Annotated in this window: 16 protein-coding genes; 10 read left to right on the top strand and 6 right to left on the bottom strand. The window is 35.0% G+C overall.

Annotation, left to right across the window (positions count from 1 at the left end; genetic code table 11):
- Nucleotides 1-158, bottom strand: a 158-nt coding sequence (locus tag ABIQ27_RS00670; RefSeq protein ID WP_348031088.1) for a hypothetical protein, incomplete at its 3' end; no start/stop codon positions are given.
- A gap of 108 nt (nt 159-266) precedes the next feature.
- Here ABIQ27_RS00670 and ABIQ27_RS00665 point away from each other — a divergent pair.
- Nucleotides 267-815: a hypothetical protein gene (locus tag ABIQ27_RS00665; protein WP_348031086.1), complete on the top strand. Its 549-nt coding sequence runs from the start codon at nt 267-269 to the stop codon at nt 813-815.
- On the opposite strand, the gene ABIQ27_RS00660 is transcribed toward ABIQ27_RS00665, so the two are convergent.
- On the bottom strand, nt 812-1,168 hold the full coding sequence (locus ABIQ27_RS00660) for a hypothetical protein (RefSeq protein ID WP_348031084.1): 357 nt from the start codon (nt 1,166-1,168) through the stop codon (nt 812-814). The two genes, ABIQ27_RS00665 and ABIQ27_RS00660, sit on opposite strands and share 4 nt — an antisense overlap.
- A complete protein-coding gene (locus tag ABIQ27_RS00655; RefSeq protein WP_348031082.1) occupies nt 1,161-2,135 on the bottom strand; it encodes a polyprenyl synthetase family protein in 975 nt (324 codons plus the stop codon). Before ABIQ27_RS00655 ends, ABIQ27_RS00660 begins: the two co-directional genes overlap by 8 nt.
- Nucleotides 2,136-2,280: 145 nt before the next feature.
- On the opposite strand from ABIQ27_RS00655, the gene ABIQ27_RS00650 reads away from it, so the two are divergent.
- The 4 genes from ABIQ27_RS00650 (at nt 2,281) to ABIQ27_RS00635 (ending at nt 8,913) form a co-directional block, all read left to right on the top strand.
- Nucleotides 2,281-2,877, top strand: coding sequence for a TetR/AcrR family transcriptional regulator (locus ABIQ27_RS00650; RefSeq protein ID WP_348031080.1), 597 nt, complete (start codon nt 2,281-2,283; stop codon nt 2,875-2,877).
- Nucleotides 2,878-2,887: 10 nt separating this feature from the next.
- The gene (locus ABIQ27_RS00645) at nt 2,888-4,210 is read left to right on the top strand and encodes a TolC family protein (protein ID WP_348031078.1); all 1,323 of its coding nucleotides are present in this window, start codon (nt 2,888-2,890) and stop codon (nt 4,208-4,210) included.
- Between the two features lie 10 nt (nt 4,211-4,220).
- Nucleotides 4,221-5,360, top strand: a complete 1,140-nt coding sequence (locus ABIQ27_RS00640) for an efflux RND transporter periplasmic adaptor subunit (protein WP_348031076.1) — start codon at nt 4,221-4,223, stop codon at nt 5,358-5,360.
- A 76-nt stretch (nt 5,361-5,436) separates the two neighbouring features.
- Nucleotides 5,437-8,913 (top strand): efflux RND transporter permease subunit, encoded by a 3,477-nt coding sequence (locus ABIQ27_RS00635; protein WP_348031075.1) that lies wholly within the window; start codon nt 5,437-5,439, stop codon nt 8,911-8,913.
- A 72-nt stretch (nt 8,914-8,985) separates the two neighbouring features.
- Here the strand turns inward: ABIQ27_RS00635 and ABIQ27_RS00630 are convergent, their stop codons facing one another.
- The 3 genes from ABIQ27_RS00630 to ABIQ27_RS00620 all read right to left on the bottom strand — a co-directional run bounded on the left by ABIQ27_RS00630 (nt 8,986) and on the right by ABIQ27_RS00620 (nt 11,444).
- Complete coding sequence (locus tag ABIQ27_RS00630) at nt 8,986-9,672, bottom strand: hypothetical protein (protein ID WP_348031073.1); 687 nt, start codon at nt 9,670-9,672, stop codon at nt 8,986-8,988.
- A 267-nt stretch (nt 9,673-9,939) separates the two neighbouring features.
- A complete protein-coding gene (locus tag ABIQ27_RS00625; RefSeq protein ID WP_348031071.1) occupies nt 9,940-10,284 on the bottom strand; it encodes a membrane-binding protein in 345 nt (114 codons plus the stop codon).
- 164 nt (nt 10,285-10,448) lie between these two features.
- Nucleotides 10,449-11,444 carry a TlpA disulfide reductase family protein gene (locus ABIQ27_RS00620; protein WP_348031070.1) on the bottom strand — a complete coding sequence of 332 codons (996 nt, stop codon included), beginning with the start codon at nt 11,442-11,444 and terminating at the stop codon, nt 10,449-10,451.
- A gap of 125 nt (nt 11,445-11,569) precedes the next feature.
- Here ABIQ27_RS00620 and aspS point away from each other — a divergent pair, with 125 nt between their 5' ends.
- The 5 genes from aspS (at nt 11,570) to ABIQ27_RS00595 (ending at nt 15,506) form a co-directional block, all read left to right on the top strand.
- On the top strand, nt 11,570-13,321 hold the full coding sequence (gene aspS / locus ABIQ27_RS00615; protein WP_348031068.1) for an aspartate--tRNA ligase: 1,752 nt from the start codon (nt 11,570-11,572) through the stop codon (nt 13,319-13,321).
- A gap of 221 nt (nt 13,322-13,542) precedes the next feature.
- Nucleotides 13,543-13,743: a cold shock domain-containing protein gene (locus ABIQ27_RS00610; protein ID WP_293872363.1), complete on the top strand. Its 201-nt coding sequence runs from the start codon at nt 13,543-13,545 to the stop codon at nt 13,741-13,743.
- A gap of 202 nt (nt 13,744-13,945) precedes the next feature.
- Complete coding sequence (locus ABIQ27_RS00605; protein WP_348031066.1) at nt 13,946-14,311, top strand: NADH-quinone oxidoreductase subunit A; 366 nt, start codon at nt 13,946-13,948, stop codon at nt 14,309-14,311.
- Nucleotides 14,312-14,419: 108 nt separating this feature from the next.
- Entirely contained in the window at nt 14,420-14,965 is a 546-nt protein-coding gene (locus ABIQ27_RS00600; RefSeq protein WP_348031064.1) for an NADH-quinone oxidoreductase subunit B, read from the top strand.
- Nucleotide 14,966: 1 nt separating this feature from the next.
- The gene (locus ABIQ27_RS00595) at nt 14,967-15,506 is read left to right on the top strand and encodes an NADH-quinone oxidoreductase subunit C (RefSeq protein WP_348031062.1); all 540 of its coding nucleotides are present in this window, start codon (nt 14,967-14,969) and stop codon (nt 15,504-15,506) included.
- Nucleotides 15,507-15,597 lie beyond the last annotated feature (91 nt).

Raw genomic sequence — 15,597 nt, 5'->3', positions numbered from 1 at the left:
ACTGCATTTTCTTCATTAAAAGTCGTCATTCCAAAGTCGAAACCTTGAAAAAAGGCTCTCCAACTTGGCTCTACGCTATCTGGGTTTTGAAGGTATTGTTCGTATAAATCGGCGAAAAATTCGGTATGTGCTGCGTTTAAAAAGGAAAACCTATCCATGAGAATGTCCTGATTTGTATAATAGTTTCGCAAAAGTACCAATAATTGATAGAAATTAATAATTATTTTAGATACTTTTATGCTATTAAAAAATAAAGAAATCAAATGATGAAATCGACTATATTAATTGGTTGTACCAAAACAGTTTTTCTATTAGTTCTTTTAGCATTTACTAACTCAATTTATGCACAGCAGGAAACATTACCAAAAGCTAAAACTGATGATTTTTGGGAGCATGTTCAATTTGGCGGCGGTTTAGGTGCGTCTTTTGGTAATGACTACACAGATATTACCATTGCGCCAAGTGCCATTTACAATTTTAATGAACATTTTGTCTTTGGTACCGGTTTGCAATACAGTAATTTAAAACAAAAACATTATTACTCTTCGAATGTTTATGGCGGAAGTTTGATTGGATTATACAATCCGATTGAAGCAATTCAGCTTTCTATTGAATTGGAAGAGGTAAGTGTCAATAACAAATACATGGATTTGGGAGGTAATTACAAAGAAAGTTTTTGGAATACCGGTTTGTTTGTTGGTGCTGGTTATCAGGAAGGAAATGTAACTCTTGGCGCTCGTTTCAATGTGCTTTTTGACAGAGATAAAAATGTTTATGGCGATGCTTTTATGCCGTTTGTCAGAGTTTATTTCTAAAGCCGATTCCGAAACCAAACTTTCATCCATTCTCTTTTTAAAATCAGGAAGGAAACTTGTTCCGAAAGTTCGACCAAATCGGAACCATCCAGTTGTTTTATCGTTTCTTCGGGAACATCTATAATGTAAAGCAAGTTTAAATATTCGGCAAATTTGTACTGAATCAGGCGATAAATTTTTTCGTGAAGCTGCACTTTTAGCTCATACGGACTTGTGCTTTGCGGAAAATCGATAGCTTCATTGGCAAAGTTAAAATCCTTGTTGATTTGTTCAATCAATTTAGAATACAGATTTTCTTTTTCGGCTTCCGAAAGTAAATCTTCTGTTGATATTGGTGCTATAAAATTAGACATTTCTACTCATTAATTTTTCGCCAAAAGCCTTCAGAATAACTTTTTTATCAGTATCAATATTCATTTTTTCTAAAGTTTCAAAAGCTTTGAAAGTATAACTTTCGATTGCTTTCTGCGTGGCTTCTGATGCTCCGGTTTGGTTGAAAATTTCCTTTACCGAATTTATTTTATCCGTATTATCACTTGGCTGAATGGAAAATAAATGGAACAATTGCTCTTTTTCATTGGCCGAAGCAAATTCCATAGCTTTGAGATACAAATAGGTTTTTTTGTTTTCGATGATATCGCCGCCAACTTGCTTTCCAAAGGTTTCCGGATTCCCGAAAGCATCGAGATAATCATCCTGCAATTGGAATGCAATGCCTAAATTCAGGCCAAAATCATAAATAGAATTTGCGTTTTCGGCTGAAGTTTTTGCGACAATCGCACCCATTTTCATCGAAGCACCGACTAAAACTGCGGTTTTATACTCAATCATTTTCAAATATTCGGAAATGGTAACATCATCACGCGTTTCAAAATCAACATCGTATTGTTGTCCTTCGCAAACTTCCAAAGCCGTTTTGCTGAATAATTTAGCTAACTCCCTAAAAATAATCGGTTCGTATTCTTCAAAATATTGATACGCTAAAATCAGCATCGCATCGCCTGAAAGAATTCCAGTGTTGACATTCCATTTTTCATGCACCGTTTCATTTCCTCTTCGCAAGGGTGCGTCATCCATAATATCATCATGAATTAATGAGAAATTATGAAAAACCTCAACAGCAGTAGCTGCCGGCAATGCTTTTTGGCAATCAACATCAAAAACTTCGGCACTCATTAAAGTCAGAACTGGGCGCAATCTTTTCCCGCCAAGCGAAAGAATATAACGAATAGGTTCGTATAAATTTTTTGGTTCTTTTTTTAATGCTAAAGAGTTGAAATGTTTTGTGACTATGTCCTGATAATGCGATATCGCGTACATGAAATATATTTTCGGCTAAATTAGGTTATTCTGTCCGATTAGAAAAGTGTAGGTTTTGTCAATGTTAAATTTACGTTAATACTTTGGAAACTATTTTAGTGTTACGAGTTTCCGTATTATTTTTGCGCAATAATTTTAACATATCATGAAAGATAAAATCATCAAAAAAGCTACTGACATGTTCCTGAAACTTGGTTTCAAGAGTGTTACGATGGATGATATTGCGGGTGAGATGTGTATTTCCAAAAAAACAATTTACAAATATTTCAGTAATAAAGAAACGTTAATTGAAGAAGGAACCGAAGTAGTACACCAAAATATCCATCGTCTTATGGAAGAAGTGATTTCACAAAATCACAATGCCATTGCCGAAAATTTCCAAATGCGCGAAATGTTCAAACAGATGTTTCAGTCATTTGATCAGTCTCCGGCCTATCAGCTTAAAAAACATTACCCTGAAATTTACGAAAAAATGATGGCTAATGAAATTGAAGATTGCAGCCAGTTCTTTCGCCTAAATATTGAAAAAGGAATCACGGAAGGTTTATACCGTATGGAAACAGACATCGAAGCAGCAGTAAAATTTTATTATACTCTTATTTTTTCAATCAACGAAAATACCAAGATGGAAAAAGACGCATACGAACTTGAAGCTAAAGCACTCGAATATCATACACGAGCTCTTGCAACTCCGAAAGGAATTTTAGAATTAGAAAAACAATTACACAACCATAATACTTAAACATCAATCTATGAAAAACAAAATCTTAATCACACTTCTACTGTTTGTTGGCGTTTTACAGGCGCAGGACAAAAAGGAATCGTATTCTTTTAGCCTCCAACAAGCCATTGATCATGCGCTTGAGCATAATTATTCGGGAATCAATGCGAATAGAGATATTGCTTCCGCCAAACAGAAAAAATGGGAAACAACCGCTGCCGGTTTACCTCAAATAAGCGGAGCCGTTAATTATACCAATAATTTCAAGATACAGCAAAACCAATTTACCATAAACGGGGTAACAAACACACTCGAATTTGGAAATTACAATTCGATGGATGGCAGTTTAAGACTAAGTCAATTGATTTTTGACGGCTCTTATATTGTAGCTCTTCAGGCATCGAAAACGTATTTGCAATACTATCAAAATGCTAAGTTAAAAACCAATACCGAAATCAAGGAAATGGTTATCAATGCATACGGAAATGTTTTGTTGGCCGAAGAAAGTGTAGCTATTCTGGAAAACAACAAAACTCTTTTATCAAAAACTTTGGGCGATACGCAGGAAACTTTCAAAAACGGTCTTATTGAAGAAGAAAATGTTGAGCAGCTGCAAATAACTTTGGCAACAGTAAACAGCAGTCTGAACAATGCCAAAAGACTTCAGGAAATAGCCTTGAAAATGCTGAAAGTTACTCTCGGAATTGATATCGATGCCAATTTGACGTTAACAGATAAATTAGACAATCTGACTACATCAAACTTGGATTTGGCTTTTAGCCAAAGTGAATTCACTGTAAAAAACAATATCAATTATCAGATTGCGACGAACTTCACGGATCAGCGTTCATTGGAGTTGAAATTGCAAAGAAGTAAAGCATTGCCAACATTAGCTGCCAATGTAAACTTTGGATACAATGCTTTTGACAGCCAATTTAATTTATTTTCTCAAGATCAAAAATGGTATAATTACTCTAATCTTGGCGTGAATCTGAGTGTGCCGATTTTTAGCAGCTTTGGAAGAAATGCCAAAACACAACAGGCCAAAATTGCTTTGGATCAAGCTAAAACACAACTTACAGAAACTGAGCAGCAGTTAAAACTACAATACGAAAAAGCCAAAAGCGAATACGATTTCAGCATTGAAGAATATGCTACTTCTAAAAGCAATCTGAATTTGGCCGAACGTATCGAAAGAAAACAACAAATCAAATTTACCGAAGGTTTATCATCAAGCTTTGACTTCAGCGAAGCACAAAGACAATTGTATACTGCACAACAAAACTACCTGCAATCGATGGTAAATATTATCAATAAAAAAGCCGCATTAGAAAAAATAATAAACAAAAACTAACCTTTCACAAATGAAAAAAATAATCATATTATCAGCACTATCATTAGTACTTTTTGCCTGTTCCAAAGAAGCAAAGACACAAAGTATTGACGATTTAATCAAGGCTAAAAATGTTAAAGCCTTAAACGAAAAGAAAACTTCACTTCAGGCAGAAATTGCAAAAATTGAAGCTGGTTTAGCTACTTTGGATGTAAAAACTGAAGAAGCTTTGGTTTCTGTTTTAACCGTAAAAGACACTATTTTCAATCACTATCTTGATATTCAGGGTAATGTTGATACCAAAGAAAATATATTAGTGCAACCGGAAATGAGCGGAACACTGACATCGCTTACAGTTAAAGCTGGCGACAGAGTTTCAAAAGGTCAAATTCTTGGAAGAGTTGATGATGCCGGAATGAGCTCACAATTGGCAAGTGCCGAAAATCAATACAGTTTAGCCAAAACGACTTTCGAAAGACAAAAAAATCTTTGGGATAAAAAAATTGGTTCTGAAATTCAGTATTTACAAGCGCAAACACAGATGATTTCAGCTCAAAAAGCAGCTTCTATAATCAGAGCCCAGTTATCAAAAACAGTTATTCGTGCTCCATTTACAGGAACAATCGATGAAGTTTTTGCTGAAAAAGGTCAGGTTGTTGCGCCAAGCGCTACAGGTTTGATGCGAATTGTAAACCTTGGAAACATGTATGTTTCTACTTCTATTCCGGAAACATATATCGGAAAGCTAAAAGTTGGCGATTTAGTTGATGTTTACTTGACTTCTTTAGGAAAGACTTATAAAGGAAAAGTACGTCAGGTTGGAAATTATATCAATCCAAACAACAGAACTTTTGGTATCGAAGTTAGCGTTCCAAATCCCGAAAACTTATTGCGCCCAAATCAGGTTGCCAAACTAAAAATCACAGATTATACAAGCAAAGATGCGATTGTTGTTCCAACGAATGTAATTCAGGAAGACGGAAAAGGCGACCAATATGTTTATGTTGTTGAAGGAAGCAACGGAAAAACCGGAACTGCCAAAAAAGTAATCGTTACTCTTGGTAAATCATCTGATAACGTTACCGAAATTTTAAGCGGCTTGTCTGATGATGATATTATAGTTACAGAAGGTGTGAATACTATTTCTGACGGAATGAAGTTAAATTTCTAAAAACTGTTGTCTGTTATCAGTTGTCTGTTTGATCTTGACAACGGATAACCGAAAACGAATAACTAAAAAATAACATATGTCACATCAAAGTAAAGAATTCAGCATATCCAGTTGGGCTGTCGACAATCGTGTCACAGTTTACATCCTGGCCTTTTTAGTCACGATCACAGGCTTAATTGCCTATACGACTATGCCTAGAGAAGATTTCCCGGAAATCATCGAAAACAAAATTTATATTTCTTCCGTTTTCCCGGGGAACTCTGCCGAAGACGTTGAGAAACTCATTGTAAAGCCACTTGAAAAAGAAATCAAGAACATCAGCGGTGTTGAGAAAGTAACCGCAAGTTCATTCCAGGATTATGGAATGATTATCGTTGAGTTTGGCGATAAAGTTGGCGTTGAAGAAGCAAAAAGCAAAATCAAAGACAAAGTTGATATTGTAAAAGCCGATACCGATTGGCCTAACCTTGACAACGGAAGTAAAGTCGAGCCAAGTGTTTTTGAGCTGAACATTTCCGAAGAAGTTCCGATTTTGAATATCAACATGCAGGGAAATTATACCACACAGCAGTTGAAAGATTATGGTAAAAAACTGCAGGATGACATTGAAGAAATCCCCGAAGTTAAGAAAGTTGACATTCTTGGTGTTGATGATAAAGAAGTAGAAATTGCTGTCGACATATTCAAAATGACAGCGGCTCAGGTTTCTTTTGATGATATTCAAAATGCGGTGAAATATGAAAACATGACGCTTTCGGGAGGGAATTTGACTTCACAGGGTTCAAGAAATAACATCAGAATTGTCGGTGAAATCAAAGATCCAAAAGAATTGGAGAACGTAATTGTCAAGCACAATGGCGGAACAGTTTATCTAAAAGACATCGCTACCATTTCTTTCAAAGAAAAAGAAAAAACAACTTATGCCCGTGAAAAAGGGGAAGAAGTTGTAATGCTTAACGTAAAAAAACGGTCAAGCCAAAACATGATTTCTGCCATCGATCAGGTGAAAGAAAAAATAAAGGAAGCGCAGGCTAATTATTTACCAAAAGATTTAAAATTAAAACTGACAAACGACCAGTCTTCACGTGTGGAGCATCAGGTTGACGAATTGTCAAATCACATCATTTTCGGGATTGTACTGGTAATGATTGTACTGATGTTTACGATGGGATTGCGAAATTCATTGTTTGTTGGAGCCGCGATTCCGTTATCAATGCTGATTGCGTTTACGATACTTTCGGCACTCGGCTTAACCTTGAATACGATGGTATTATTTGGTTTGGTAATGGGATTAGGAATGCTTGTTGACGACGGAATTGTAGTTGTCGACAACGTGTTTGCCAATATGAAGAAAGGATTGCCTCGGGTTCAGGCATCGAAAATCGGAATTGGTGAAATCGCCTGGCCAGTTATTTCTTCTACAGCAACAACGCTGATGGCATTTTTACCGTTTGCACTTTGGCCTGGAACCATGGGTAAATTCATGATTTATTTTCCAATGACGCTTTCTATTACGCTGACGGCTTCATTATTTGTGGCGATGGTAATCAATGCCGCGATGACTGGTGGTTCTATGGATATTGAAGACAAAAATGTCACAAAGAAATCAGCCAAAATCTATTCTATTGTTTTTGCAATATTAGCTGTTATTTTTATCATAGTCGGAAATGTTTATGATTCAAAACTTGCCAGAGCTATTGGTCACTTATCTGTAATTTCATTGGTATTGATGTGGTTGTATAAAATTAAATTATATCAATGGACACAGGATTTCCAGCATAGCTTTTTCCCAAGAATGGAGAAAAAATACCAAAGCTTTCTGGCTAAAATATTAACTGGAAGAAATGCCTGGATTGCGTTAGGAACAATCATCGGAATGTTGATTTTCTCATTCGTATTGTTGGGGATTTTCCCAAGAAAAGTATTGTTCTTCCCGGATAATATTCCGAATCAGGTAATCACTTATATCGAATATCCACAGGGAACTGATATTGAGAAAACAAACAAAGCAACTTTGTATGTTGAAAATCAGGTAATCAACATCATGAAGAAATATGTTGATCCAACAACCAAAGAAAACTATTTGGCAGAAAGCATCGTTTCCCAGGTTGGAGTTGGTGCAGGAAATCCAAATGTTGACGCGGGTTCTGCATCAGAAACACCTTTTAAAGGAAAAGTAACAGTCAATTTCTCTGAATTCAAATTCAGACACGGAATCAATACTTCTGATATTTTGGAAGAAATCCGTGGAAAAGTAAAAGGAATTGCCGGTGCAAAAGTTACCGTTGAAAAAGACGCCAACGGACCGCCAGCAGGTTATCCAATCAGTGTTCAGTTGACAGGTTCTGCCGGAACTGACTATGATGAAATGCTGAAAGAAGCAGACAAAATGATTGCATTTATTGATAGCAAAAATATTCCGGGAATTGAGCGTTTGAGTGTTGATGTTAATAAGGAAAGTCCGGAGCTTGAAGTAAAAGTTGACCGTGTAAATGCGGGAAGTGTTGGAGTTTCAACTGGGCAATTAGGTTTCAATTTACGTCGTTCGGTTTATGGTCAGGAAATCTCTACTTATAAAGAAGGCGATGACGATTATAATATTGTGATGCGTATGCAGGAAGACCAGCGTAAAAATGAAAATGTGCTGTTCAATCAATCGATAACTTTCAGAAATCAAAACAATGGGCAAATAGTTCAGGTTCCGATTTCAGCAGTTTCACAAACTGAAAAAACGAATACGTATAACCAAATCAAAAGAAAGAATTACAAACGAATAATGACTATTTATTCAAACAATTTGACTGGTTATAATGCGGACGAAATCACCAAACAGATTGGTGCCGAATTAACCGGATACAAATTACCAAAAGGAATTTCCTATTCGTTCTCCGGAGTACAGGAAGAGCAAGGAAAAAATCAAAGTTTCCTATTGTATGCGTTGTTCTTAGCGATGGCTGGAATCACGATTATCATTGTACTTCAGTTCAATTCAGTTTCAAAAACGATAGTGATTTTATTTACAGTATTGCTGAGTTTTAGTGGTGTTTTCTATGGTTATGTGATTGCCAATATGGATTTCGTTATCCTGATGACAATGATGGGAATCATATCACTGGCGGGTATTGTAGTGAAGAACGGAATTGTATTGATGGACTTCTTTGTCTTATTATTAGATAAAAAAGTAGCTGACAAAGGTGTTGAATCTCATAACGATTTGAACCTTGAAGAAATAAAAAGTGTAATCATCGAAAGTGGAAAATCGCGTTTAAGACCGGTATTGCTTACTGCGTTAACCGCTGTTCTTGGATTGATTCCGCTAGCGGTTGGAATTAACTTTGACTTCTTTGGTTTGGTAACCGATTTGAATCCACACTTCTTTGTAGGTGGAGATAACGTAATTTTCTGGGGACCATTAGCGTGGACGATTATCTTCGGATTGACTTATGCTACAGTATTGACTTTAGTAATGGTTCCGGTAATGTTCTATTTAGTTAAAAGAACAAAATACGCATTGCGTGACTGGAGAAATAAAGGAAATGAATTGGAAGCTTAATTTTCAATAACTATAAATAAAAAAGGGAACTCAGCTGAGTTCCCTTTTTTACTTTGATAAGTTTTTTATAATTTAATCATGAGTAGAAATAACTTTTTGATTTTCTACATCAATTATTTGATATTTGCTATTATTGGTATCTTCTATATGGTAAAGTAAAGGATAATACTTAGTGATTACTTTGATTTTTGCATCTTCATACAGCACATTATCATGAATTTCAGATAAACTGTCATTGATTGGCGTGAATACATCACCAATAACATCACTTTCAATTCTTAATGGTGACTCACTATCTTTATTGGAATATAATTCAATTGTTTTTCCTTTATACCTGAATTTGGCATAGCCAACTTTTGCATCGTCAATATAAATATATTCCTTTTTTTCTTTTTTGAAATCCTGAAACAACTGCTTTTCTGATGGAAATTTTCCTTTATACATTTTTGACTGGTAGCCAAACACATTGACTAAGGCGATAAGCGTATTATCATTAACTGTATCAATATAATAGGCCGCGGGATTGATTAAACTGAAATTGCCATAATGCTCTCCATCGTAATTTTTATAGTAAAGCCTGTACTTATAATTAAAATCAATATCAGAGAAATAATTTATACCTGTTCCCCTATTAAGATATAGCGTTCCTTTTCCGGTACAATATGTAAAACCGGATTTTAAAAGTGCATATCCAAGGAATACTACTATCGGAGAATAGAACACATACTTCTTCCAAATTTTATTTTTTTTAAAAAACATAAATACCCATAATACGAACCATATTATTGTGATTACAACCAACAATTCTAGCACTATCCTTCCAAACACAAATGGAATAATTGAAAATAGATAAAACAAAAAAAGGATTGTAGAGCATGCTTTTTTTGATGATAGTATGTTAACTATTATCCCTGTGATCTTTCCCATTTTTTTATGTGGATTGTGCGAATAAATATCTGCAAAACAAATCTAACAAAAAAAGGGAACTCAATTGAGTTCCCTTTTCATTATAAATAATTAACTTTTTTAATTTTTAGCAATAGCATCTTGTTTCCAGGATTGTACTTTAGATACTCTGCTGTTTGAATAATCCACTTCGCTTAATGATTTATCACTCCAGAAAAACCATTTCCCGGTTTTTTCTCCATTCGTATATTCACCTATTGATTTTTTATTTCCATTAGTATCATAAGCAACCCAGCTTCCTTCTAATTTGCCATCTTTAAAATGACCTTGTTGCTGGATTTGTCCATTATCATAGTAGTAAGTAGCTTTTACTAAGTTACCTTCTTGTTCCAAAACTGGTTTCGCTGTTTGTGCAAAAGTCAATGCTGAGATTACTAAAGCGCCTAAAATCATTATCTTTTTCATAGTTGTAGGTTTTAAATATTCATAATTACATAACAAATGTATAAATTATTTTACATTAAAAAAACTTTTACTTAACAATTTGGTAACATTGAGTGAAAACTTAACATTGGATAATAAAAAAGCCCCAGTTTCCCGAGGCTTTAAGAATCAATATTTTAAGGTTGTTATTTAAGCAAACCTTCTAATTGTGCTTTCAATCTTGGATCTGAAGGTCTTGCTGCATCCGCATCAACAACAATTCCTGTTGGATCGATTAAAATAAATCTAGGAATCGTATTCACATTAAATGTTTTAATAAATTCAGAAAGAACTGTTTTCCCTGCGTATAGTTGAATTCCGCTCAATTCTTTTTCGGTTACAAAAGTTTTCCATTTTTCATGGTCTTTTTCAGCATCAACAGAAACACTGACAAAGGCAACGTTTTTTCCGTGAAAAGTGGTTTCCATATTTTTCAAAGATGGAATCTCAGCGCGACATGGTCCACACCAGGTTGCCCAAATATCAACATAAACATATTTACCTTTTAAGCTTTCCAAAGTTGTTTTTCCGCCGGCATGATTTTCATAATCAAAATTTGGTGCTTTTGAATTATTCATTTTTTTGCCTTCTAATTTCTTATTGTAATACTGTCTCAAACCAAACAATGATGCTTCAACATTTTGCTTATGCAACGCAACAAAATTTGGATCCAATTTAGCTGAATCTAATTTTTGAAAATCTGAATTCTTTTTTGCCTCAATCATTTTATTGAAATTAGCTTCATCCGCAGCAAGTAATTCATCATAATTAAATGCGCTTTCATCTACTGTAGTTTGAGCTAAATAATTATTTTCTGCTGCACCTTTACCGGTATATTTGATGGATTCATCAAAATTTTTCGCATCCATTTTCAAATTCAAATCATAGCCATTTTTCAAAAATAGCTCAGTGTATTCAACACCATCAAACATTAAATACAAGCCTTCCGGGATTTCAAAATTGGCCTTGAAAAGATTATTTTTATCAATTTTTATTTCCTGAATCGTTTTGTCATTCTCTTTAATGTAAATAACATCACCATTTCTATTGGCGATATCCGCCTGAAAATTTACTTCGCTTTTTTGAGCAAAACCAGCACTTGACAACACAAACGCAACTAAAATGAAATACAATTTTTTCATAAAATAAATTTTAATTTTAAGTGAACCCAAATATAGTTTTTTTATGAATTCCATATCTAAAGGTTTGGTTAAACTTTACCTCAGTAATTGATATTTGTTTTTTACTTTTGCAAAAAATTATTCTAATGTACAGAAGTCATAATAATGGTGAATTAAACGCCACACATATTAATAAGGAAGTAACGCTTGCCGGTTGGGTTCAAAAATCCCGTGACAAAGGATTTATGATTTGGATTGATTTGCGTGACCGTTACGGAATTACGCAATTAATTTTTGACGAACAAAGAACAGCAAAAGACGTTTTTGAAAAAGCAAAATCACTTGGAAGAGAATTTGTAATTCAGGTAAAAGGAACTGTTATTGAGCGTGAGTCAAAAAATGCAAATATGACAACTGGAGATGTTGAAATTCTGGTTTCAGAATTAAACATTCTAAATACAGCTATAACTCCACCATTCACGATTGAAGATGAAACTGACGGTGGCGAAGATATCAGAATGAAATACCGTTACCTGGATATTCGTAGAAATCCGGTTAAAAATTCCCTGCTTTTCCGTCACAAAGTGGCTATGGAAGTGCGTAAATATTTATCCGATTTAGATTTCTGTGAAGTAGAAACGCCTTATTTAATCAAATCGACGCCAGAAGGCGCAAGAGATTTTGTGGTGCCAAGCCGAATGAACGCAGGACAATTTTATGCTTTGCCACAATCGCCTCAAACATTCAAACAATTATTGATGGTTGGTGGAATGGACAAATATTTCCAGATTGTGAAATGTTTCCGTGACGAAGATTTACGCGCCGACAGACAACCCGAATTTACTCAAATCGATTGCGAAATGGCATTTGTAGAACAGGAAGATATTCTGAATGTTTTTGAAGGATTGACACGTCATTTATTAAAGGAACTTAAAGGTATTGAAGTAGATAAATTTCCAAGAATGACCTACGATCATGCCATGAAAACGTACGGAAATGACAAACCGGACATCCGTTTCGGAATGGAATTTGGCGAGTTGAATTCGGTTGCCCAAAATAAAGATTTCCCAGTTTTCAATTCGGCTGAATTAGTAGTTGGAATTGCAGTTCCCTGTGCAGGCGAATATACCCGTAAAGAAATTGACGGTTTGATTGACTGGGTAAAACGCCCGCAAGTTGGCGCCAGCGGAATGGTTTATGCAAAATGCAATGAAGATGGAACTTATAAATCATCCGTAGATAAATTCTATGATCAGGACGATTTAGCGAATTGGGCAAAAATCACCGGAGCCAAAGCTGGCGATATGATTTTTGTGCTTTCCGGTCCGGCCGATAAAACGAGAACACAGCTTTCTGCATTAAGAATGGAATTAGCAACACGTTTGGGATTAAGAAATCCTGAAGTTTTTGCTCCGTTATGGGTTGTTGATTTTCCATTATTAGAATGGGATGAAGAAAGCGGTCGTTATCATGCAATGCACCATCCATTCACATCTCCAAAACCGGAAGACATGAAACTGATAGAAACCGAGCCTGGAAAAGTTCGTGCCAATGCTTATGATATGGTGTTGAACGGAAATGAAATCGGTGGAGGTTCTATCAGAATCCACGATAAAGAATTACAAAGCAGAATGTTTTCACTTTTAGGATTTTCTCCTGAACAAGCTGAAGATCAATTTGGTTTCTTAATGAATGCATTCCAATTTGGTGCGCCACCACACGGCGGATTGGCATTTGGATTGGACAGATTAGTAGCTATTCTAGGCGGCCAGGAAACAATCAGAGATTTTATCGCTTTCCCAAAAAACAATTCGGGAAGAGACGTTATGATTGATGCGCCATCAGCAATTGACGACGCTCAACTTAAAGAATTATATATAAAATTGGATTTGAAGTAATTTCTATCAAATTCACATAAAATTGAGAAGCAACTGTTTAAATAGTCAAAAACAGTTGCTTTTTTTGTGTTTAAATTTCAAATGTCTCAAGTATTTCTCTATCAAGTTTTTAAAGCAAGAATAAAATTTTAACAAATTTTTAATTATTTCACTCTGAAATGCTTGTTATGTCGCAATAAAATTTATCTTTGACCATTATTAATTATTTTTACATTACAAAAATGCGCACAGGAACAGTAAAATTTTTCAACGAATCAAAAGGTTACGGTTTTATCACAGATGATGAAACTGGAAAAGACATTTTCGTACATGCTACCGGAGTTAAAACTGAAAATTTAGCAGAAGGAGACAAAGTATCTTACGAAGAAGAAGAAGGTAGAAAAGGTAAAGTAGCAGCTCAAGTAGTAGCTATCGAAGACTAATATATATTATTTTTTGATTACCTAGATTAAAAAACGTCCCGAAAAATCGGGACGTTTTTTTTGTGTTAAAGGGTTATTTATAATTATTTTAAATAGCTATCTTTATAGCAACAAATGACAAACGTTTGTCCTTCGATTTTTGCGAATTAAATAATGCGATGTATATTTGTGGCTGTTTTAATTACTTCTAATTTTAAGCGTTATGCAATCTAATCAATTAGATTATTTACCAATCCTTATGCAAGCAGGTTTAGCAGTAGGATTTGTTGTTATGACCATTATTGGTTCGGGCTATTTAGGCCCTAAAAGACATTCAAAAAACAAAGATAAAAACTTCGAATGCGGAATTGAATCTGTTGGTAATGCAAGGATTCCTTTCTCAGTAAAATATTTCCTGGTTGCTATCTTATTTGTTTTGTTTGATGTTGAAGTGATTTTCTTATATCCCTGGGCAATCAATTTCAAAGCATTGGGAGTTGAAGGAATGATTAAAATGGTAATTTTCATGATGTTACTTTTAGTGGGATTCTTCTATATCATAAAGAAGAAAGCACTGGAATGGGAATAATAAAATTATTTTAAATTATAAATGTTGACACGAGCCTTTGGCGAACTGGCGAAGCAATTTTAAATTGGTTTTTCATTTAAAATTTATAATTCAAAATTCAAAATAAAAATGAGTACTACAAGTCCAAATATGGTTGCTCCTCCAGAAGGAGTTGTTGGTGAAGGTTTCTTCGCTACAAAATTGAACGATGTTGTCGGAATGGCTCGTGCCAATTCGCTTTGGCCATTGCCTTTCGCTACTTCTTGTTGCGGAATCGAATTTATGGCAACAATGGCTTCTCATTATGACTTAGCGCGATTTGGTTCTGAAAGAGTTAGTTTCTCTCCACGTCAGGCGGATATGCTGATGGTGATGGGAACGATTTCTAAAAAAATGGCACCGATTTTACGTCAGGTTTATGAGCAAATGTCAGAGCCTCGTTGGGTAATTGCTGTTGGAGCTTGTGCTTCTTCAGGTGGTGTGTTTGACACTTATTCTGTTTTACAGGGAATTGACAAAGTAATTCCGGTTGACGTTTACGTTCCGGGTTGCCCGCCAAGACCAGAACAAATTGTTGATGGCGTAATGCAATTACAGGAATTGGTAAGAAACGAATCTGTCCGCAGAAGAAATTCACCTGAATATAAAGAATTATTAGCTTCTTATAACCTATAATATGGCTTTAGAAACTGCATACATACAAGAAAATCTATCTAAGAAATTTGGCAATAATGTGCTGAATTTTGAAATGAAAAGAGATATTTTTTCATTCGAAGCAACTTCAGAAACTATTCATGAAGTAATTCAAGCTTTAAAAGAAGACGAAAGTCTAAACTTCCATTTTTTAACCGATTTGACCGGAATTCATTTTCCCGACAATGATGAAAATCATCAGTTTGCCGTGGTGTATCAATTGCACAATTGGATTGAAAATGTTAGAATTCGTGTAAAAACATTTTTGCCTGATCCTGCGGAAGTAGTTACGATCACCGATTTGTTTCTTTGTGCGAATTGGATGGAAAGAGAAGCCTGGGATTTCTACGGAATCAATTTCAAAGGGCATCCGCAATTGAAGCGAATTTTGAATATGGATGAAATGATTTCTTTTCCAATGCGTAAAGAATTCCCATTGGAAGACAGCGGAAGAACAGATAAAGACGACCGTTTCTTCGGAAGAACACCAGTAAAAAGTCAAATGGATAATTCAACATTATAGATGTCAGATTTATTATTACCACCAGAACATCGCTATGCTAAAGTCATAGAGCAAAGCCGAAATGAAGACGGAAGTGAATTTTCTATCCTGA

It is taken from the genome of Flavobacterium sp. (assembly GCF_039916025.1).
Lineage (GTDB): Bacteria > Bacteroidota > Bacteroidia > Flavobacteriales > Flavobacteriaceae > Flavobacterium.
This window is presented reverse-complemented; position numbering and strand designations above follow the sequence as displayed.

Bases quoted from the DNA above. Each gene is read 5' to 3' on its own strand.
- ABIQ27_RS00665 (WP_348031086.1), top strand. From the start codon at position 267: ATGAAATCGACTATATTAATTGGTTGTACCAAAACAGTTTTTCTATTA.
- ABIQ27_RS00660 (WP_348031084.1), bottom strand. From the start codon at position 1,168: ATGTCTAATTTTATAGCACCAATATCAACAGAAGATTTACTTTCGGAA.
- ABIQ27_RS00655 (WP_348031082.1), bottom strand. From the start codon at position 2,135: ATGTACGCGATATCGCATTATCAGGACATAGTCACAAAACATTTCAAC.
- ABIQ27_RS00650 (WP_348031080.1), top strand. From the start codon at position 2,281: ATGAAAGATAAAATCATCAAAAAAGCTACTGACATGTTCCTGAAACTT.
- ABIQ27_RS00645 (WP_348031078.1), top strand. From the start codon at position 2,888: ATGAAAAACAAAATCTTAATCACACTTCTACTGTTTGTTGGCGTTTTA.
- ABIQ27_RS00640 (WP_348031076.1), top strand. From the start codon at position 4,221: ATGAAAAAAATAATCATATTATCAGCACTATCATTAGTACTTTTTGCC.
- ABIQ27_RS00635 (WP_348031075.1), top strand. From the start codon at position 5,437: ATGTCACATCAAAGTAAAGAATTCAGCATATCCAGTTGGGCTGTCGAC.
- ABIQ27_RS00630 (WP_348031073.1), bottom strand. From the start codon at position 9,672: ATGTTTTTTAAAAAAAATAAAATTTGGAAGAAGTATGTGTTCTATTCT.
- ABIQ27_RS00625 (WP_348031071.1), bottom strand. From the start codon at position 10,284: ATGAAAAAGATAATGATTTTAGGCGCTTTAGTAATCTCAGCATTGACT.
- ABIQ27_RS00620 (WP_348031070.1), bottom strand. From the start codon at position 11,444: ATGAAAAAATTGTATTTCATTTTAGTTGCGTTTGTGTTGTCAAGTGCT.
- aspS (WP_348031068.1), top strand. From the start codon at position 11,570: ATGTACAGAAGTCATAATAATGGTGAATTAAACGCCACACATATTAAT.
- ABIQ27_RS00610 (WP_293872363.1), top strand. From the start codon at position 13,543: ATGCGCACAGGAACAGTAAAATTTTTCAACGAATCAAAAGGTTACGGT.
- ABIQ27_RS00605 (WP_348031066.1), top strand. From the start codon at position 13,946: ATGCAATCTAATCAATTAGATTATTTACCAATCCTTATGCAAGCAGGT.
- ABIQ27_RS00600 (WP_348031064.1), top strand. From the start codon at position 14,420: ATGAGTACTACAAGTCCAAATATGGTTGCTCCTCCAGAAGGAGTTGTT.
- ABIQ27_RS00595 (WP_348031062.1), top strand. From the start codon at position 14,967: ATGGCTTTAGAAACTGCATACATACAAGAAAATCTATCTAAGAAATTT.